The 20,543-nt window shown below is 41.2% G+C and carries 18 protein-coding genes and 1 pseudogene; 5 read left to right on the top strand and 14 right to left on the bottom strand.

Features of this window, described 5'->3' with window-relative positions; translation table 11 throughout:
* Nucleotides 1–120: 120 nt before the first annotated feature.
* From I7804_RS11160 to I7804_RS11150, 3 genes and pseudogenes are all read right to left on the bottom strand, one after another.
* Entirely contained in the window at nt 121–876 is a 756-nt protein-coding gene (locus I7804_RS11160) for a carboxymuconolactone decarboxylase family protein (protein ID WP_248403495.1), read from the bottom strand.
* Between the two features lie 129 nt (nt 877–1,005).
* A complete protein-coding gene (locus I7804_RS11155; protein ID WP_248403493.1) occupies nt 1,006–1,590 on the bottom strand; it encodes a cyclophilin-like fold protein in 585 nt (194 codons plus the stop codon).
* 12 nt (nt 1,591–1,602) lie between these two features.
* Nucleotides 1,603–2,076, bottom strand: a pseudogene (locus I7804_RS11150) (flavodoxin family protein); the annotation flags it as partial.
* A gap of 155 nt (nt 2,077–2,231) precedes the next feature.
* Between I7804_RS11150 and I7804_RS11145 the strand changes: the two are divergent.
* Nucleotides 2,232–3,704, top strand: coding sequence for a transposase (locus tag I7804_RS11145; protein WP_248403490.1), 1,473 nt, complete (start codon nt 2,232–2,234; stop codon nt 3,702–3,704).
* Between the two features lie 354 nt (nt 3,705–4,058).
* On the opposite strand, the gene I7804_RS11140 is transcribed toward I7804_RS11145, so the two are convergent.
* From I7804_RS11140 to I7804_RS11110, 7 genes are all read right to left on the bottom strand, one after another.
* Nucleotides 4,059–5,060, bottom strand: coding sequence for an alpha/beta hydrolase (locus I7804_RS11140; protein WP_248403488.1), 1,002 nt, complete (start codon nt 5,058–5,060; stop codon nt 4,059–4,061).
* Between the two features lie 46 nt (nt 5,061–5,106).
* Nucleotides 5,107–5,295 (bottom strand): hypothetical protein, encoded by a 189-nt coding sequence (locus I7804_RS11135; RefSeq protein ID WP_248403487.1) that lies wholly within the window; start codon nt 5,293–5,295, stop codon nt 5,107–5,109.
* A gap of 287 nt (nt 5,296–5,582) precedes the next feature.
* Nucleotides 5,583–6,443, bottom strand: a complete 861-nt coding sequence (locus tag I7804_RS11130) for a sugar phosphate isomerase/epimerase family protein (protein WP_248403485.1) — start codon at nt 6,441–6,443, stop codon at nt 5,583–5,585.
* Complete coding sequence (locus tag I7804_RS11125) at nt 6,443–7,747, bottom strand: glycoside hydrolase family 1 protein (RefSeq protein WP_248405968.1); 1,305 nt, start codon at nt 7,745–7,747, stop codon at nt 6,443–6,445. Before I7804_RS11125 ends, I7804_RS11130 begins: the two co-directional genes overlap by 1 nt.
* 95 nt (nt 7,748–7,842) lie before the next feature.
* Nucleotides 7,843–10,104 (bottom strand): alpha-L-rhamnosidase, encoded by a 2,262-nt coding sequence (locus I7804_RS11120; protein ID WP_248403483.1) that lies wholly within the window; start codon nt 10,102–10,104, stop codon nt 7,843–7,845.
* Between the two features lie 14 nt (nt 10,105–10,118).
* Nucleotides 10,119–12,332: a glycoside hydrolase family 2 protein gene (locus tag I7804_RS11115; protein ID WP_248403481.1), complete on the bottom strand. Its 2,214-nt coding sequence runs from the start codon at nt 12,330–12,332 to the stop codon at nt 10,119–10,121.
* Between the two features lie 19 nt (nt 12,333–12,351).
* Nucleotides 12,352–13,866, bottom strand: coding sequence for an MFS transporter (locus I7804_RS11110; protein WP_248403480.1), 1,515 nt, complete (start codon nt 13,864–13,866; stop codon nt 12,352–12,354).
* A 148-nt stretch (nt 13,867–14,014) separates the two neighbouring features.
* On the opposite strand from I7804_RS11110, the gene I7804_RS11105 reads away from it, so the two are divergent.
* From I7804_RS11105 to I7804_RS11095, 3 genes are all read left to right on the top strand, one after another.
* Nucleotides 14,015–15,214 (top strand): helix-turn-helix domain-containing protein, encoded by a 1,200-nt coding sequence (locus tag I7804_RS11105; protein ID WP_248403478.1) that lies wholly within the window; start codon nt 14,015–14,017, stop codon nt 15,212–15,214.
* Nucleotides 15,215–15,380: 166 nt separating this feature from the next.
* Nucleotides 15,381–15,671 (top strand): cyclic nucleotide-binding domain-containing protein, encoded by a 291-nt coding sequence (locus tag I7804_RS11100; RefSeq protein WP_248403476.1) that lies wholly within the window; start codon nt 15,381–15,383, stop codon nt 15,669–15,671.
* A 54-nt stretch (nt 15,672–15,725) separates the two neighbouring features.
* Nucleotides 15,726–16,025 carry a Crp/Fnr family transcriptional regulator gene (locus tag I7804_RS11095; protein ID WP_248403474.1) on the top strand — a complete coding sequence of 100 codons (300 nt, stop codon included), beginning with the start codon at nt 15,726–15,728 and terminating at the stop codon, nt 16,023–16,025.
* 126 nt (nt 16,026–16,151) lie between these two features.
* On the opposite strand, the gene I7804_RS11090 is transcribed toward I7804_RS11095, so the two are convergent.
* The 3 genes from I7804_RS11090 to I7804_RS11080 all read right to left on the bottom strand — a co-directional run bounded on the left by I7804_RS11090 (nt 16,152) and on the right by I7804_RS11080 (nt 19,185).
* Entirely contained in the window at nt 16,152–17,147 is a 996-nt protein-coding gene (locus tag I7804_RS11090; protein WP_248405967.1) for an SIR2 family NAD-dependent protein deacylase, read from the bottom strand.
* Nucleotides 17,131–17,943: a protein-ADP-ribose hydrolase gene (locus I7804_RS11085; RefSeq protein WP_248403472.1), complete on the bottom strand. Its 813-nt coding sequence runs from the start codon at nt 17,941–17,943 to the stop codon at nt 17,131–17,133. The genes I7804_RS11090 and I7804_RS11085 overlap by 17 nt, the downstream gene beginning before the upstream one ends.
* Nucleotides 17,944–18,642: 699 nt before the next feature.
* Entirely contained in the window at nt 18,643–19,185 is a 543-nt protein-coding gene (locus I7804_RS11080) for an RNA 2'-phosphotransferase (RefSeq protein WP_248403471.1), read from the bottom strand.
* A gap of 170 nt (nt 19,186–19,355) precedes the next feature.
* On the opposite strand from I7804_RS11080, the gene I7804_RS11075 reads away from it, so the two are divergent.
* The gene (locus I7804_RS11075) at nt 19,356–19,583 is read left to right on the top strand and encodes a hypothetical protein (protein ID WP_073387982.1); all 228 of its coding nucleotides are present in this window, start codon (nt 19,356–19,358) and stop codon (nt 19,581–19,583) included.
* A 92-nt stretch (nt 19,584–19,675) separates the two neighbouring features.
* Here I7804_RS11075 and I7804_RS11070 read toward each other — a convergent pair whose 3' ends face one another.
* Nucleotides 19,676–20,437 carry a YwaF family protein gene (locus tag I7804_RS11070; protein ID WP_248403469.1) on the bottom strand — a complete coding sequence of 254 codons (762 nt, stop codon included), beginning with the start codon at nt 20,435–20,437 and terminating at the stop codon, nt 19,676–19,678.
* Nucleotides 20,438–20,543 lie beyond the last annotated feature (106 nt).

Raw genomic sequence — 20,543 nt, 5'->3', positions numbered from 1 at the left:
AGCAAACATAAAAGTACCCATATCGGCAATTTTTTCATTTTTTTGCCAATATGGGTAAACAATTACATATTCAAAACAAGGCCGTAAGCAATGCTGTACTCATAATTTTGCGTCAGCCTACTATTTCAGTTTGCCGTAGTCTCCATCAGATACAGCTTCCAGCCATTCATTGCTTGTCTCTTCACCTGCAACCTCAATCGCAAGATGAGAGAACCATGAATCTGGTGCTGCTCCATGCCAGTGTTTAACTTCAGCAGGAATGTTTATCACTTTACCGGGAGTCATTTCCACAGCATCTTTGCCCCATTCCTGATAATATCCTCTTCCTCCGATACAGATCAGGATCTGACCGCCACCGCTTTTTGCATGGTGGATATGCCAGTTATTGCGGCATCCCGGCTCAAAAGTCACATTAAATACAGGTACCTGTTCCGTTGAAACAGGAGCAAGATAACTTTGTCCAATAAAGAACTCTCCATAAGGGTTAGGATCTCCAATAGGAAAACAGATTGTATTCTGATATCTGTCCTTTTCAGTCAGTTCAGGAACTGCTTCATTCCAGACTTCCTTAGCAAGGCGGAATACCGCCCACCCCTTTGGCCAACCTACATACATAGTGGCATGGGTTATGATTGCTGCAATTTCTTCCTTACTTACACCATGTGCCTTCGCATTCTGAAGGTGATATGTCAGAGAGGAATCCGTGATACCTGAAGCCATAAGTGAAACCACTGTAATAATGCATTTGGTCTTCACGTCAATGTTTTCTTCATTCCATACTTCACCAAAGAGTATGTCGTCGTTCAGGTGCGCGAACATGGGTGCAAACTCACCAAGCTGATCTCTACCTGCTGTTTGTACAATTTTTTCTGCCATCTTATTTCTCGCCTCCTAATATTTTCTGTGCTCCCGTAGTCCATACATGTTTCTTTGATGCATCGCTCCTCTTGTTCTGTGCTATAACACCTGCAAGTGAACATTTTGCAGACATTTCTTAAAATCCGCTTATTCCCTGCTAATGGTTATAGTAACATCACCATTAGAAAGTAGATCTGCCATCTCTGCTTCATCCTTATCAGATATATGACCTAGCCTTGTGTATGACCAACTGTTGGAACCATAAAACACCACCATCTGGTTTCCTGAATACAGAACTATATCACCTGATGATGTTGTTGTCTGCTTATCATCTCGTGGCAAACTCTGTCCTATGGAACCCACCTGTTCAAAACCGCCATACATTGACATCTGAATGGTAATATCACCATCTTTAGCCATATCCCGCAGCGCTTCTACAGCCTGATTGTCTTCCCATTCCACATTAACTTTTGTATCGCCGATTTTCATTGTCATAGTACTATCTCCAATAGCTTCATCATCTACTGATTCATCTTTTTCTGCCAGCTGATACATAGCAGATCCCTCCGACATGACATTCTCTTCTGGACTTTCCGTTTCATTATATTCTGATGCTGATATTTCAGTTACGGCACCCAGATCTGAGCTTGTGTTTTTGGTTGTCACTGCACAGGCGCTCATGCAAAACATTATGGTCATACAGAATGCCAGAAAAATCATTTTCGTTTTCATCGCAGACTTCCTTTATTTTAAAGCTTTACCAAATTCGAAGGCTTCGTTTAACTCTTCAGTTTTTTTCGATGCCTCACCCATATCGCCTATGCCTCCACAGAATAAGGAACCGGAGAATTCTGCCTTTTCAAAACAATCAACCCATCCCTGGAGTCCGCTTTCAGCCTTTTGGGGCACAAACTCTTCATCCTCAGCAGCGACAGAGAGCATATATACATTTCTAAATCTATAATCTGAAGGATACAGAGGATTGAGCCTGTCCAAAAGAGTCTTCATCTGACCACTCATCTCATAGTAATAAATAGGAGTGACAAATACCAATGTATCTACGTTCTTTACTTTATCAGCAATCGTGGCAGCATCATCCTTAATGACACATTTCTGAGTATTCTGACATGCCAGACATCCTATACAAAAGCCTATGCTCTTCCCTTTAAGACTTATATGCTCCACATCATGACCTGATGCTTTTGCCCCCTCTATAAGCTTTTCAGTAAGTTAGGCGTTTGCGAAACGCCAAAAGCCGCATAAATACGGCACTTTTGCTCTATAAAAAATGAATAACCCCTCACCGGATATGGTACAATAGAATTGACGAGAAACCACTGACCAATACCAAGAAAGGAGTTATTCTGATATATATGATACCATATAAACAGCTTTCTTTGGCTGATATCTATGCAGATTGCCAAGATAAATTTGAAAATGACAAGCCTGCGTTTTTGTCTCTATTAGAAAACCATATCGACCTTGATGAAATTATTCCGCTTTCTTTTATAAAGCATTTCTATGCATCAACGGGAAGATCCCGTAAATACCCATTAAAAGCTATGCTCTGGGCTTTAATTATCCAACGCATTTTTACTATCCCCACAGATCAGCTTCTACTGGTCTTTCTTGCATACTCGAAGCCACTTCGTGAATTCTGTGGTTTTACCAAAGTTCCTGATGCTTCTAAAATAACCCGCTTTAAGCAAGATTTTCTGGATGACTTACAGCTTGTTTTTGATAAGCTCGTCGATATTACCGAGCCTATCTGTCAGGCTATTGATTCTGCAAAAGCCAACATGACCATCTTTGATTCTTCTGGGATTGAAGCCTTTGTCACTGAAAACAATCCCAAGTATGCTAACAGGATCATCAAACAGCTTAAGGCATATGCCAAAGCAATGGGTTTTTATAAATCCTATGATCCCTATAAGGCAGCTTATGGATTGATGCCTTCTCATGCTTCTGCCAATCCTGAAATCAAACAGTTATATATCAACGGCCATTTCTGCTACGTTTTCAAGTTTGGCATTGTGACAAACGGCCTGGGAATTGTCCGACATATTTCTTTTTACAACAAAGACTTTTTGGCATCTCACCCGGATATCATTGTTGAAAAGAAATCTGATTCACCTGACGAAGATAAATGTGTTCATGACGCAAAACTTCTCATTCCCACACTTCAGGACTTCTTTTCAAAACATCCGCTCATCAATCCCAAAACATTTTTGGGCGATGCTGCTTTTGATTCAACTCTTCTGTATAAACAACTGCTTACAGGTGATACTTTTGGAACAGATAAACATTTTTCAAAAGCATATATACCTTTAAACAGTAGAGCAGGAATCAAATATCCTGATTGCAAAGTAAATGCTGACGGTATACCCTGTTGTCCTAATGATGACTCACTTCCGATGAAATCCGATGGTAAATCTTCAAGTAAGAATGGTTTAGTAAGGTTCAAATTTGTCTGTCCAAAAATCAAATATGTTTACGATAAATCTACCGGCAAGCAACATCGAGAGTGCCAATGCGATAACCCTTGTACCGATTCTTCCTGCGGTCGTATGATACATATTTATCCCGAAAAGAATCTACGAGCCTATCCAGGAGTACTTCGCGGTACCGAAGAATGGAACAATACTTATAAAATCAGGACTGCTGTCGAAAGAGATATCAATCATATGAAAGACTATCTTTGTTTAGCAGGGCGTCGCACACAAAATGAAAAAACCTTGCATGCCGACCTTATCCTTGCAGGTATCACTCAGCTCATCACCGTCGTTCTCGCTGACAAAATCAAACACCATGAATATATACGTAGTGCAAAACCTCTAATCGCGTAGGACTTACCAACTTCATGAAGCCATATGCTTATTAAAGTGCGCCTAAAACTGACGGTTCACATTTTGTATCAGAGAATTCATGCTCTGCATGAATTCTTCCTTGTTTAAATTCAAGATTGCGAACGCGCACGGCGAGTTTCGCAATTACCTACTTTTCAGTAAGTATATCTGAATTACTATTTGCACGAAGGCTTGTTGAAATAACCAGTACTTTGCTCATATCATCTCATCCTTTATTTCTTTTCTATCGCTTCTACATTCTCTATCTTCTTGATGAATTTTGCAGGAACTCCTCTGTCATATCTTCTATTCTGCCCGAATTAAGATATTCCAGTATTTCCTCTACCGTCATCATTACTTCAGATTCTCCATAAAGAAGCTTTCCAGCTTGTCAAATGGAATATAATCCTTATCTCCGCCATCATAAAGGTCAGTGTGCACAGCATCAGGGATTATCATAAGTTCCTTGTTATCTGCATACTTGCTGTCTTTGATCATATCTGCATATGCATCCTTTGAAAAATAACATGAATGAGCCTTTTCTCCATGAACAAGTAAAACTGCACTTCTGATCTCGTTGCTGTACTTAAGGATTGGTTGATTAACGAAAGACTCACAACCGATTACATTCCAGCCACCATTGGAATTAAGGCTTCTCTTGTGATATCCTCTGTCAGTCTTGTAATAGTCATAGTAGTCTTTTACAAAGAAAGGTGCATCCTCCGGAAGTGGGTCTACAACTCCGCCCCCGAGCTTATACTCACCTGTCTTAAGGTCTTCAAGTCTCTGAGCGCACATGGCAGCCCTCTTCTGATACCTTGCTTCCTCGCTGCCCTCAGAGTCAAAATATCCCTTGGCATTTACTCTTGTCATGTCATACATTGTCATAGCAGCTGTAGCCTTGATTCTTGTATCAAGAGCTGCCGTGTTTACAGCCATTCCTCCCCAACCACAGATACCGATGATTCCAATCCTGTCAGGATCTACTTTTTCATTAAGTGAAAGGAAATCAACTGCAGCCATGAAATCTTCTGTGTTGATATCAGGAGATGCCATATATCTCACGTTCCCACCGGACTCTCCTGTAAATGATGGGTCAAATGCTATCGTCAAAAATCCTCTTTCCGCCATTGTCTGAGCATATAGACCTGAACACTGCTCCTTTACTGCGCCAAATGGTCCACTTACAGCAATTGCAGGTAACTTACCATCTGCATTCTTTGGAACATACATATCTGCTGCCAGGGTGATTCCATATCTGTTTACAAATGTGACTTTGCTGTGGTCAACCTTATCACTTTTCTTAAAGGTCTTATCCCACTCGGTTACAAGGTTTAGTTCTTCTTTTCTGATCATTTTACATTCCTCCGTTTTAATCATTTCTCTTTTTGAATCTGTCTTATCAAAAAATCCATGTTATCAACTTTTTCTGACTGTCATGAAGCTCATCCATAAGATGGCACCGGCATTTTCTAAGATCTCGAAGAAGTGTATCGGTGTCACCTTCTTCATACATCTTTTTCATAAAGTTTATTTCTTTCTCATCGCAGCCCATATCTGAAAGGCCTTCAAGAATCTTTTTGGTATCCATCTTTTTGCTCCTTCTGACTTCATAGTAAATCCTTGACCAGATTTTCGCTAATGAATAAAATAAATATCATGATATTCATTTTTGGAATAACACATAAATTGTCAGCTTTATGGAGGTTTTCATGGAAATAAAAAATCTCAAATACTTCCTTGCAGTTGCTATATATTTTTCAATCAAAAAGACGCACAGAGACTAAGCTCTGCACGTCTGATAGGTCTTTTCTATATTACTAAAAGAGGCACACTATTCCTTCGAATCCATATTTTGCTTCGAAGTAACGGTCCGGATCATCGTTTTTTTCTAAACCACTCTGCACTTACCGTAAGGCTCTTTATAGGATCATTATCGATCCAGTTTTTGTGAGTCTCAAGAACGATCGCTTCTACCCCGGTATTGGCCTTTACGGTCTCCAAAATAGCATCGAGGGGCATATTTCCTGTGCCAAGTTCCGCAGCGTCCTCTTTGAGGATGGGCGTAATGAAAGGTCCCTTTTTCCTGCAGCCCCTGTCATTTATGTGCCACATCACCATTCTGTCTGAGAGTTTGTTTACAAGGGCTGTGACATCGGCACCGCCATCTGCAATCCAATATGTATCAAGCTCGAAGTTGACATACTGCGGATCTGTGTTTTCTACGATCAGATCATAGGCGGTCTTATCTTCTGAGACCTTCTGCAGCTCTACATTGTGATTGTGATAAAGGAGTTTCACTCCATAGGGCAAAAGAGCTTTTCCGGCCATGTTCAGGCGCTCAGCCAGTTTTTTTACCTCAGCGAAATTCCCATAATCAAACCTGTACATACCGGTTATAACAACGGTGTTCGTTCCAAAGCTCAATGCTTCCTTCGCAGCAGCCTCAGGGTTTTCTTCAATGCTGTTTAGATTGCTGTGCAGGCTTATGACTTTCAGGCCGCTCTCTGAGATCAGCTTCTTCCAATCGAGTTTTCCGCCGTTACCGGTGGGCATACCGGCAAATTTCGTAAGGAGCCTTACAATAAAAGGCGTTGGCCTTATCATGAAGTCATTTAGTTCAATGCCGTCATAGCCGGCACTCTTGATGCTCTGAAGTGTGCTGAGTGCACTCTCATAACTATTGCATCTGCTTCCGATCATTATCTGTTGCACACCCGTCAGTACTGTGTCTTTCATTATTTCAAATAGCCTCCAAGATGCTTCAAACTAGGCTTTGGTGCCCTGATTTGTGTTTTCCTGTCAACTGCGCAAAGACCAAATGTAAGCGCATAACCTTTCTGCCACTCAAAATTATCGATAAGTGACCAGTGGCAGTATCCGATGACAGGAATTCCATCATTTATACAGCTCTGAACACCCTCAATTGCCTTGTCGATAAACTCAACTCTCTGCTTATCATCTGCTGTTGCTATTCCATTTTCGGTAACCATGATCGGAACATTTGGCATCTCCTCATGCACGCGTCTTATTACATGCTCAAGAGCTTCAGGATATACTTCATAATCCATCTGTGTCATTGGTGTTCCCTCGGGAACAGGCACAATTCCATCTGGGCCGTAAGTAGTTCTTGTATAATTCTGAAGTCCAAAGAAATCGTCATCCTTGATATAAGGAACATAATGGCTAAACTCCTCGTTCCAGTCGCTGTCTGCGCGCTCCTTGCCACCTTCTATGTACTGGCAGTCGTGCAGGGAAAGCGTAATACCAACCTGAATATCCGGATTAACAGCCTTGATTGCTTCCTTGGCTGCCTGATGCGCCTTTATAACTATCATATCGCCATTTGCATCTGTTGCAGAAACAAATGTATGCGGCTGGGGATCTCCGAATACTTTGGCATTCTCCATTGCTGCCAGCTTCATTTTCTCCATCGGATCAGAGAGATTAAGGCCAACCTGAACCTGCCCCTCCATGGAGTCACCACCGCTTTTGGCTGCATTTGCCATCTTCGCCATCATCTGCTTCTTAAATCTCTCCATGAGTGCGCCGATCTGCAGTCTCATATTTGCTTCATTGATGGTGCAGATATACTTTATCTCGCTTCCAAGCTGCTTAGCGACATATCCGGCATAGTTGGCAAAAAGCTCCACAACCTGCTCATTGTCCCAGCCTCCGAGCTTTATAAGCCACACAGGTGATGTGAAATGCATGAGGGTAATAACCGGTTCAACACCATTGTCCCTGCAGCATTTGATCATCTTCCTGTAATGCTCGATCTCCTTTTCATCAAACTTGCCCTGCTCAGGCTCAATACGTGCCCATTCAACAGAGAATCTGTAAGTGTTAAGGCCTGCATCCGCAAGCATCTTGATGTCTTCTTCGTATCTGTTATAGTGATCCACAGCATCCAGTGAAGGCTCAACAAACTGTGAATACTCCATATTTTCCATCAACCAGTAATCTGAATTTGTATTGTTTCCTTCAACCTGGTGGGCTGCAGTAGAAGCGCCCAGCATAAATCCGTTCTCGAACTTGTTCATTTTCCTATCCTCCATAATTGGTCCTAAGGGTGTACCGCTTGCGGTGGATTCCTTAGGACGGTCTACTGTTTTCATAACTTGCTTTACACTACCATTTAAATCTCATAACTTCCGCTTGTCAGAATTCTCTTTTCCCCATCGGGGAGCTCTAACTCTGCTTCCATTCCTTCAGGAATTTCAAAACGGTAGGCAAAAGAATCCGTCTCCTCAATATATCTCCATTCAGAAACTATGCGACCTTTCGGCGAATCATAGTAGCCCTTTGCAAACTTAAGTCTCTCATCCGGCAGAGGCTTTATCATGACTTTGTCAAAATCGTATCTGATTCCCAAGACACCGGACAAAAGCCATCCGGAAACAGCTCCATAGGAGTAGTGATTCAGTGAATCATGGACAGTGCCGTCTTCTCTGATGCCATCCCAGGTCTCCCAGATAGTGGTAGCACCTTTTTCCACCGCATAGAGCCATGAAGGATAGCTTTTTTGCAACAGCAGTCTGTATGCAGTATCCACATAACCGTAATCTGCAAGCACGCTGCACAGGAAAGGCGTTGAAAGGAAGCCTGTATTAAGATGATAGTCATTTTTCACTACCAGCTCATTTAAGTCCTTAGCAGCTTCCACTGCCTCTTTTTCAGGTAAAAGACAAAACGCAAGAGGCCTTACGTACTCGCACTGCCTGTCAGATCTTATATGCCCGTCTTTCAGAACCAGATATCTGTATGCTTCAGTCGCCTTTTCCGAGATCTCTTTGTACTTATCCGCATCGGCGCCATTTCCAAGGAACTCTGATATTTTAGCGAGAATCCCCGATGAATATGCATAGTAAGCTGTTGCCACTTCAGGCTGGCCATCCTTGAATGCAGCCATCATGGTCTTCATAACATCTGTTCCGGGCTCGCACCACTCACCGTAGTCCATTCCGGTGTCGATGATGTATTTTCTGTAAGGGTTCTTTCCAAAGCGGTTCTTGAGCTTGCTCTTTCCTGTTCTTCTTCCGAGGAAATCCACCCACTTCTTCATCATTTCATAGTTGTCTTTAAGTATCTGCTCATCGCCGTATATTCTATACAGATTCCAGGGCACAAGAACCGCTGCATCGCCCCATCCGACAGAAGCCGAGAACATCTCTGCTATCTTGCCCGGATTTGAGTTCTTGGGGCAGATATAAGCCATCTTGCCATCAGGGTGCTGCCCAATCCTTACGTTTGCAAGCCATTTCTCATAAACTCCCCTGCAGTCCATAAGGTACGCACCGGTCCTCACAAAGACCGCCGCATCACCTGTCCAGCCGGCTCTCTCCCTTGTGGGACAATCAGTAGGAATGTCGCAGAAGTTTGACTTCATGGACCATACACTGTTTCTAAAGAGCTTATTTACTTCATCTACGCCACACTCAAAGCCTGCTGTTTCCTTCATGTCCGAATACACAGCAATGCTCTTAATCTGGATGTCTGACGGTAAGATATCACCTGTTATCTTTGCATATCTGAATCCAAACATCGAAAAATGAGGTTTAAACTCATTCCTACCCGGCTTGCAGATATAGTTTATTTCCTGCTTTATTCCACCGGATTTGTTTCTGTCTCCGGGCTGGAAATTACTGATCGTGAAGTTTCCGTTCTCATCCAGGGTTTCACCGTGGACGAGACAGATCTTCTCACCGCCCTTGGCGTTTTCTACAACAAAAGACGTATAACCTGCAAGGTTCTGTCCGAAATCAAATACGCTCTCTCCGCTCGGAGTAGTGATGAGCCTTCCTTCAAACACCTCATGCTCAGTGATAAATGGCGCCTTCTGGGCTGTCAGATTTCTTTTGTCAAAAGACATCTCCCCGGCCTTATGCCACTCACCAAAGCCCGCACCGGCATCACAAGTTTCTCCCAGTTCAAGATCCGTAAGCTTAATGGGCCCGTTTTCACAGGCATCCCAGCTGCAATCCGTGACAAGTACAGGATTCTCGGCGTCTCCTTTTCCTATTATTGCGCACAAAAATGAAATATCCTCTCCGTACAGATTTCTCACGCCGTCAATTCCGTTACATCCTCTGTACCATCCATCACCCAGCGTCACAAAGATCTCGTTTTCACCGGGCTTTAGCACTTCAGTAATCTCATATTCCTGATACTGAAGCCTTTTATCATACTCATCGCATCCCGGTGTCAGACGTGCATCCGTGATTTCCCGGCCATTTATCAGTATTTCATATAAGCCGTGTGCTGTAGCATATATGCAAACTTTCCCCTCTTTATAAGAGAATGTGGTCCTTAAATATCCTGCTCCCTTTCTCTTGTCAGGTTCTGTCACGGTTTCAGGTGATATCCACTTTGCTTTTTCAAAAATCTTAGCCGCCTCCATTTAACACCTCTGTTTTAGCGCTTTTTGATATTCATAAGAGCATTTGAAAGTGCCTTAATCTCGTCGGATTCTATATCCATTCCGCCCTGTTGCAGGAGCTTCTTAAGGGGCTGGCGGGCGATCATCTGCTGCATTGCTTCTGAAATCTCTACGCCTTCTCCCATTCCGCCTGCTGTTCTTGATGTCATTGCTGCCATCATCCTGTCGAGAATTGCTTTTCCTTCAGGTATGGCCTGAATCTCTGCCATTGTACTTGAAAGGGAGAGATATCCCTCTTTTTCCTCAGGCTCATCTTTCTTGTCAAACCAGTTTCTGACCTTTTTATCCGGCGCAAAATATGTCGGATTGGGCTCGGAAACCTTTGTTATCTCCATCTCATCCGAAAGTTCTCCGCTCACAGCCTTTATGGTATGAACTCCGCTTATGGGAACATTAAATTTAAAGACATGTTCTCCGCTTGCGCTTCCTACTTCTACGCCGTCAACAAAGAGAGTTACGGACTTTTGGTTTGAATAAACCTTAATCTCTGTGTTATCCTCGATGCGGTCGTGATATCTTTTTCCGCAAAGATGGATGAAAGGCTCATCTGACCACCATGCTTTATAAATGTAATAGGCGTCTTTCTTCTGCTTTCTGTCAAAGGTGATGACACCCTTGTGGTTTTTGCCGGGGTCTCCTGCCTCATCACGTCCTGCTGCAGCAAACTCAAACATATTCCAAAGATATGTTCCCCAGATATATGGACGGGTGCTGAACATTTCAAGCATATGCTCGTGATAAACAGCCTGATAACTCTCTGTATAATCGCCTTTTTCAGGTCTTGGAGACTGAAGCGTAATTACTGAATCTGCGCCATACTCCGTAAGTCCTATTGCCACATCGGGATGCTGATTATGGAAATCGTCAAACCACTTGTCATTGTCCTCCATCTCGCCTACATACCAGCCATAGTAGAGGTTGTAGCCGCGAATATCAGGCAGTGTTACAAGAGGTGAGTCTGTCTCAAGAAGGAACAGATTTGCCATGGCAGAATATCTGATAGGATCCATCTCGTGGACAATATCGTTTAATATCCTGTGATTCTCCAAAAGGTCTTCAGTTACGCCTTGCAGAGATATTTCATTTGAAAGTGCCCAGCACATTATCGATGCATGATTGTAATTCTGGCTTATCAGCTCTTTCATCTGGGATATGGTGTTCTCTCTTCCACTGTCCATATGTACGGTAATATATGGAATCTCAGCCCATACCACTATGCCCTTTTCATCGCAAAGATCATAGAAGTACTGATCGTGCTGATAATGTGCAAGCCTTATGGAATTGGCGCCCATTGAGAGGATGAGATCAATGTCCTCCTTGTGCATTTCTTTTGTCAGTGCATTGCCAACTCCTGCTCTGTCCTGATGCCTGGAAACGCCTCGAAGCGGATAGCTTTCTCCATTGAGGAAAAATCCTTTATGAGGATCAACATGAAACTGCCTTACTCCAAACCTGTCATAGATTCTGTCACACTCTTTTGTTCCATCCAAAAGAGTTGCTGTTATGTTGTACAAGAAGGGATCCTTGAGACCGTTCCATAAATGTGGCTCTTTTATCGTGATCTTACCACTGGCAACATATCCACAGGATGCATCCTCTGCCGGAACCACCTCAAACTCCTGCTCTGTTACACCATCTATTGATATTCTTACGCGCTCTCCGCCGCTCGTGTATGCCTTTATTTCAATTTCAGCTTCATTTCCGTTTAGTCTTGGTGTGACGTACAGTCCTTTTCCACCATAATAGTCCATGTCAAAGTGCTTTTCATCCACAACCACAAGATAAACATCCCTGTAAATGCCACCATAGAAAGTGAAATCCGCCTTTTGTGGATACACCCTTGTATTAGGCTCGTTGGAAACAGAAACTACCATCTCGTTAGAATCTGAAAGTGCATCTGTTATGTCTGCCCTGAAGCAGGAATATCCGCCGTCATGGCTCGCAACCTCACGGCCGTTTAAAACAACTTTTGCAGAGGAGTTAGCGCCTCGAAATTCCACAAACACCCGCTGTCCCTCTTCCAGTACCGGTCTTTCAAATGTCTTTTTATAAAGGCAGGTTCCTCTGTAATACTGCTCAGGCCCCGTCTGTCCATCAACAGCATTCCAGGTATGAGGAAGAGATATACTCTCGCTCTTGCCCTCTTTTTCAAATATCCAGTTATCATTCCAAAGAATTGTTGTTCGCATTTTTCACCTCTCCAGCTTTTTACTGACCCATTGCAGCCTTTTTCTTTTCGCCGATACTCTTTTGGATCTCTTCCATCTTATGGTATGTGAGCTCTGAATTCTTCATTGCCAGAAGTGTGCAGATCCATCCCACTATAGGGAATCCTATAAGAAGAATTACGGTCATGACCCTTACGCCGAAAGTAAGCGGATCACCCTGCTGGGGAGCTGTAGTTGTATATCCTATCAGTCCGATCATCAGTGTTGCTATTGTGGCACCAAGGGATGAAACTATTTTGTCAACGAAACTGTATGTAGCTGACACCGTGGCAGGCATATATTTTCCGGAGCGGTCCATCTCATAGTCAACAACATCCATTCTGAAGGCACTTGTTGCCACAGAAACAACCATCTTCATTGCGTTATTTCCAAATGTAAAGAGCACGTATGTGATTGCCATGAGAACTGCTCCGGTTGATAAGTTGCCACCGAATACTGTTCCCACAAGAGTTGTAGGTGTAAACAAAAGATATACTGCAAATGCGATATTCAGTCCTATACAGTTCTTGGTCCAGTCGATCATGACCTTTCTGCTACCCTGTTTACCTGCAATCTTCGCACCAATGATCGCAAAAATAATGGATGGAAGCATTGCAAGCGCAGACAGAATCGATGATATAGCCATTGAGCCAAGCATAATTCCGTTAAGCATTGTGGATACTACCGCTGCAGAGCCTATTGTCTGTGCCAGCTTATCAGATGTTGCAGCCATGATGAATCTCTGAAGTTCTTTATTCTCTTTGATCAGCGACAGCATGTCCTTAAAGCTTGGCTTTTCATCGGTTTCGCCATCCTTTTTGATTCCTTCGAAATTCTCTGGAATGTCATATGGAGCAATTCCTATGCATGCCAGAATGTAGAAAAAGAGCGAAACAAGTATTACTACTACATTGTAAGTTGCGAAGTATTCTGTTCCCTGAATGTTATTAAATCTTGGGAGAATCACAGCCGATGCCACAACGCTCATGATCATTGGCACCAGATATGAATACGCTGTACTCCAGACACCGATTGTAGGACGCTGTTTTGGATCATTTGTCAGAATGTTCATGTTGATCTGACCTGCTATACTTACGAATGTATAACCAATGATATAGATCACATAGCAGAGGACAAAAAATGTTATTCCCGCTGCACCCGTAAGTGACAGCTTTGCCCCTATATTGCACATCAGCGTCGTAGCAATGGCCATAAGAAGCCATCCAAACATGATTGAAAATCTTACTTTTCCAAATCTGGAATTAAATCTTTCCAGGAAAAAAGCTATCACCGGATCTGTAATACCATCCAAAAGCCTTGATCCTGTGATAATAAGTCCTGTAACTGCAACAAGAATTCCAAAGTTGGAATTTCCAATATATGTTGCACCATTCATCAGCAGATAAAATGCCATCTGCCCGGCACCTGTCATCATCGCAAGAGCGATGTGCCATGTTTTTGCCCTTTTGTAAGTTACCCCATTTTCTTCTCTTGTCAGAGATTTATTCTTTCCCATTGTTAACCCCTTTCAGTTGCATATTAATCAATGAAACATTAATCAATGAAAGCTTTCCTGTTATGGTCATAGTATCATTTAGTTCCGGGATATGTTAGAATTATTTTGTCTATTATAGTATTATTTTGCTGTTTTTTGAGGAATGAATATGGATCATGCTCTTTTTTCAACTCTTCTAAATAATCTGCTCTCAGTAGATGTAACGGATGCCACGGATATGGACATATCTCTTGAGGCCTTCGAAAAGAAATACTGCTTCAGTATCAGGATGCAGCCCATGTTTACACAGGATGCCCTTCACTATCTTCTGAGTTCATCCAAAGGAGGCATGATCTATGAGGTTATAGACCAGCTGGGTATATGTATATCTTTTTTTACCTTTGACAACAGGATTTATATTATCGGACCTTATGTAAAAGAAAAATACTCAGAACTTAAGACAGAGACCATGCTTGCCAAGAACGATAAGTCCTCCTCCAAATCACTGGCGTTTAAGCTGTATTACACAGCATTTCCCATAGTATATACAGAGCAGATAACCAGTGTGGTAAACAAATGCATAATCTCTTTTTCTCCTGCGGAGTCAGAGTATTCGTACAGAAGGCTTACGGGTTTTATCCAGGATGTATCCGAGGAAGACGACAGGACGGAGCTGTCTGAGAAGAATTACAGCGAGATCTACAGGCGATACGACCAGGAAAAACAGTTTCTCTCAATGATAAGGAACGGGGATACCAAAAACATCCTGTCCGCATTTGAAAAAATGTCCAGCCCTGAGGTCCTTTCCGTATTTTCGAAAGAGAGCCTTAACTACTATGCCTCGGGCTATGGTCTGGCAATACTTAAAGCTCTTTCCAGAAAAGCTGCGGAAGAATCAGGTCTTTCGGTCATTACAATAGATGAGATAACCCAAAAATATACCCAGCTTTCATCAGCCACAAACAACGCCGATCTTCAGACCCGCTACCAGATCGATATGATTGTTGAGTTGACAAAAGCAGTTCACAATCACAGGTTATCTCTGGACAAGTATTCTCCTTCAATTCAAAGAGTCATTGAGTACATTAGTCTCCATCTCGGGGATCACATATCAAACGAAGACCTGACAAGTGCCGCCAGTATGTCTGTTTCCCACCTCGCCAGGCTGTTCAAAAAAGAAACGGGCATGACCATGACGGAATACGCCGCTTCCATGCGCTGCAAAAAAGCTGCCAACCTCCTGAAGAAGACAACTCTTCCAATCCAGGAAATCAGCAGCTACGTCGGATACTCCGACAATAATTACTTCGTTAAAGTATTCAGAAAAAACTATGGCATGACGCCAACAGAATTCAGGAGAAATGCCTGATCCTTCATCCGATTCAGTTCTCTGACCTTATTCTCCGCTTCGGAGAGCTGCACCATTCCTTTCCTTGTTTTCATGATGCAAGTATAGTATGATTAAAAAAATCATTATGTTGTTATAACCACATTTTTAAAAATAAAGGAATACTTTTATGTCTTGGGATAAAAATATGTTAAAAGATAACATCATCTTCAACGGGATGATGCCTGAAGAAATTGACCTTGCTCTTAAAGAGCTCTCTTCTGTAGAGAAAACATATACGAAAGATTCTATAATTTTACGTGCCGGTGATATTACAGACTCTTTAGGTCTTGTCATTTCAGGAAGTGTAACAATAGAAAGCAATGATGCATGGGGAAACCGCACTCTTCTGAGCAATGTAGCAAAGGGTGGATTCTTTGCTGAGACCTATGCCCTGCTTGAGAACGAACCTCTATTAGTTGATGTCAGGGCAAATTAAAACTGCCGAATCCTCTTTTTTAAGGTCGGCAGTTTAAAAAAGCTAAAATCAAATATGAACTTATGGAGCTTTAAGCTGATATCAAATCTTCTCATGATATCAGCTAACAAAAATCTGCACTTATCCGGGAGAAGTTTTCATACATCTTCAAAGACAATCCGCGGACGTGTTATGGCTTACCTGAATTCCGTATCCCTGAAAAAGGGCAGCAACGAATTTGACATTCCTTTCGACCGCCAACAACTTGCAGATTATCTTAATCTTGAGCGCAGTGCTCTCTCAAAGGAACTTGGCAAAATGAAAAAAGACGGTCTTATCGAAGTCAGGAAAAATCATTTTAAATTGATGTCCTGAATTATTCTTTTTGATAGCCTATTACCTTTTCAAAAGCAATATCCCCGCGCTCATATTCATAGTCAGCGAGCTTTACTTCTGTAAAACTGACATTTTACAGACATTATGCGGACATTTTGCAGACATTTAAGAAATCTGCGTCTCAAATACTTCTCCTATATCACCATCAATGCATATACTTCTATCTGCAATTTCCTCTGGGCAGAATGATTCACCATAATTTAAGCAGGCATATACCGCTTTTTCATTTGCCAGCGTCATCTGCCAGAACGGATACTTTATTATTACGGGCGTATTGGCTCCAACTCCAAGTTCAAGATAAAGAACATGCAGATTTTCATGTCTTCTGATGAAATCAGAATATGCTGCGGATGCCCTATGCCATCCTTCATCTTCCACAAATGAATCATCCGCTCTCAGATTCATGGCAACATCGCTTCCATCATCCAGACACTTAGGAATCAGTTCAGTTGGTATCCTCATACTGATTTTTCCATCCTCTGGAAGTTGAAAAAAGCCAGTTTCATCCAGAATAAAACCTTGTGCTTCCATAGCTTTCATAACCCAATCTTCATTGTCATAGGTTTTCCTGACCCTCGGATCGATGCTTTGAAACAGTCCGTAATCTCCCTGGGTATAGAACAGTCTTTTCTTGTCAAAACCTGCTCTTTGAAACTGGTGATCTACATTTGTTGTAATAACAAAATAATCTTTTTCTTTAACCAACTCCAGCAACATTTCATATACAGGCTTTGGTGCTCCCATATAGCGGTTGATATAAATATTTCTAGCCCAGTAGGCCCATGAAGTTTCAGGGTCTAACCGCATCACATAAAATCCACCGGAATACATGTCATGAAAACCATACTGCTCTTCAAAATCAAAAAAGTACTTCTGAAAGCGTTCTCCGCTGTATGTAAATCCTGCAGATGTGGATAAACCTGCCCCTGCACCAATAATAATTGCATCTGCTTCATTAATCTCTTTTTTCAGTCGGCTTATCTGCTCTTCTTTGCTTCCCTTCCCATAGGACATGCTTCTAGTAAAGTATCTCACAGCATTCATTCCTTTCTCTATAGTTTCCTGATAACCATTAGGCATATCATCATATAAGTTTTTCATAAATGGCCTTATCCTCATCTTTGAAAACATTGAATATCACTCTTTCTACCTTACCAGGATTTTCGCGAAGCCATTCTGACACAGTCTTAACGGCAATCTCAGCTGCTCTTTTGTTAGGAAAATGAAATACACCTGTCGAAATACAGCAAAAAGCAACGCTCTTCAGGCCATTTTCAACACACATAGCCAAAGTGTTTCTATAGCAGTTCTCCAAATTCTTTTCCAATTCAGGAGTAAGTTTGTATTGGACAATTGGTCCCACTATATGAATAACTTTCTTTGCCGGAAGATTATACGCTTCAGTGAGCATTGGAACGGCGGTCGGCTGCTCATAATCTCTTCCGTATCTGATTCGAAGTTCATTCATCTGCCTGTTGCACTCAGCTCTTAATTGCACTCCTGCAAAAGTATGGATACAGTTATCTATGCAAGTATGCATCGGAACAAAACAACCAAGCATCTGCGAATTAGCCGCATTAACAATAGCATCCACCGAAAGTCTTGTGATATCTCCTTGCCAGATAGAAAGTCCATCCCTGATAACCGGGATGTCTGACAGATTCACCACACCCTTTTCAGCCGCTCTTTCAGTCAGATATTCATCCTGTACTTTCATGACCTCAGAAGATAATTCTTTTGGCATACGAATATTCATAAGCGACCTTAAGATTCGTCTTTTATCTTCCGTACTATTTGGAGTCTTTAAATCCTTATATTCATCAGAATCTGCCTTGAACTCTTCTACAAGATAATCAAGACGTTCTTCCTGTGTTGATTTTTTAGCCTTAGTTTCCATATTCCACGCTGCCTTCCCACGAAAAGACTTGGGGGATGTTAGTCCATCCAAGTTGGATAGTTTTAGTTACTTATTATGTAATCTTCTGTATATTAATCTGACAACCAATAATATCAGGAAAAGCGTTGCAATAGCAGTAATGATAAGGGTCTGCAATAAAAAATCAAGTCCATATCCAAGCCTTTCAAATGCATCACTTGTAAACAGACACATAAACTCTGATATTCCATAACTCATGAAAGTAAAAGAAAAAAGAAAGGCAATCGTCTTTATAAAACCATTCATAATTCTACAAAGGCAAAAGATGATAAGAGAAATAAAAAAATACAAATACAATATAAAATCGCCGTCACTAATATATATATCAAAATAATCGTATATTCCAGCAAAACAACTATAAAAATCGCATCTTATAGCAAGTTCGAAGTATATCCAGGAAAAAATAGCATATATCGCTCCTATTACTGCCGCCTTAAAAACTGTCGGTAACACATTTTTTATTTTGGTTCTCATTATAGCCTCCGTTAATAATACTGTAGTGTCTCAGACATAAAGAATTATAACAAGGCCAACATTAAAAAAACAAAAATATGATAGAAGGTAGATTATATAGGATAGACGGCAAAAAGCTATTAATTGATGTGTATATAGTATACTGCCTTTTTGTCATATTCAGAACTCTTCTATTGTTTTTATATATTAATCAATCTTTTTGATATACTCTACCGGAACTTTTGATGTAAGCCATACACCATTCTCTGATATGAAGAACTTAATCCCATCCCTATACATTCTGCCTGATGCAATCTCATAGATTACAGGTCTTCCATGGCGCTTACCAACTTTGGTCACAGTCTCAGTATCACAAGACAGATGTACGTATAGCCTGGACTTTGGTTTAAGTCCTTCAACATCAATAGATGCTACAAACTTCTCTCCAGTCCCATGATATAGAATCTCAGGCGGCTCAGCCTCTTTAAGTTCTACATCAACGTTAATGGAATGACCCTGATTAGCCCTGATCTTGGTCTTGTCTTTGTTAAAAGAATATCGCTTTTTCTCATCCTCACGAACAATTCGCTCTAACGATTCCATATCGAGCGGATGCGTCTTATTTACTCCTTCGATAAGTGCGTTCACATCCGCCCAGCCATGCTCATCAAGGGTGATGCCTATAGTCTGAGGTTTATGTCGCAGAATAAGGGCGATGTATTTACTTGTATCTTTATCATTTTTGGTCATAACAAAATCCTTAAACCTCTTACAAATCCGTTTATATATTACAATATTTTATTGACAATGTTTGGTTTTTCTATAAAAATAATATTGGAAGTATGATCTTCCATCTGGCCGACATCCGGCTTTTATCCACATAACACGCAAAATTAAATATTTATTTCAAGGAGGTGTCTATGGAAAAATATGATATCTTAAATAAAGCACGCAAAATGACAGATCCAAGTGCCAAGAAAGTCAGTATGACTATTACAACGTTAGATCCGGATGCACCGTATAAACTTACATGGGATATAACATTGGATATACCTGAGTTTGTAAGCTATTGCAAAAATTCCGGTGAATATGTATTTGACTTTCTGATCAGTTTCAGTAGTCTTCTACTGGATGTCTGTATTAACTAATATTTGGGGCAATTATTCAAATGCCTACAGCTACAATGTATATATAACACATTGGCAGTAGGCATCTTCATACTCTACAAAATCGGGATTTTTCAGATTATTCTCTCATCCTTAAGTATAGTCTTTATAAGAAGATCTATTACATAAACAATAATAAGTATTATCAGTACAAGCCATGCATATCCAATAAGATACCCGGGATTACCCAGTAATGATGCAAAATAAGATAACGGGCTCCCCGGCACAGGCCAGTTCACAAAAAAGAAATTGCAATTAAAATGCTGATCAAAAGCATATATCAAAGGTGTTGTTACCAATAGAAAAAGTATAGGCTGGTAGATATGCTTAATTGACGGCTTAACAAGACCCGTTCTTCTTAATAAAAGCGGATACAGGATCAAAGCCCCGTGCCATGCAAAGCTATATAGATTCATGAAGTTAAGAACAGGATAATATATAGTCCAGTCAGGAAAAAGAAGTGCCGCTATAGATCCTGGCATGATAAGCACATAAGCCAGTTCTCCAAAGAAATCTTTAGCCCATTTCCATGGCAGATATTCTCTAAGCAAAAATATGAATATCCCTATACTACAGACATGGAGCGGTAAGTAGGCTACAGAAAATCTGTGAACACTTATCAAAAATGCATCTTTAAACAATTCCATAAAAAGCATGACAACAGGAATAAGCTTTATTATAAACATCCTCTTCCTGCTGCCAACTTTCAAAAGATGATTGATCAGTATTAATACTATAAGTATAGTAATTACAGAACTGAAAATATGAATTTCTCCAAAAAGCGGATACCCCATCCCAGATGGAATGTCATCCTGCTGCCTCCAGAAATATTCCATATTATGCCGCGTCACTCCCAGTCGTATTTTATCGTGTCATTTCATGTATCATATAATCATCTTAAACAAATCGAATTATCTATATTTAATGTCGCCACGCAGATAT

Origin of the sequence: Butyrivibrio fibrisolvens, assembly GCF_023206215.1 — a bacterium.
Taxonomy (GTDB): Bacteria; Bacillota; Clostridia; order Lachnospirales; family Lachnospiraceae; genus Butyrivibrio; species Butyrivibrio fibrisolvens_C.
This window is presented reverse-complemented; position numbering and strand designations above follow the sequence as displayed.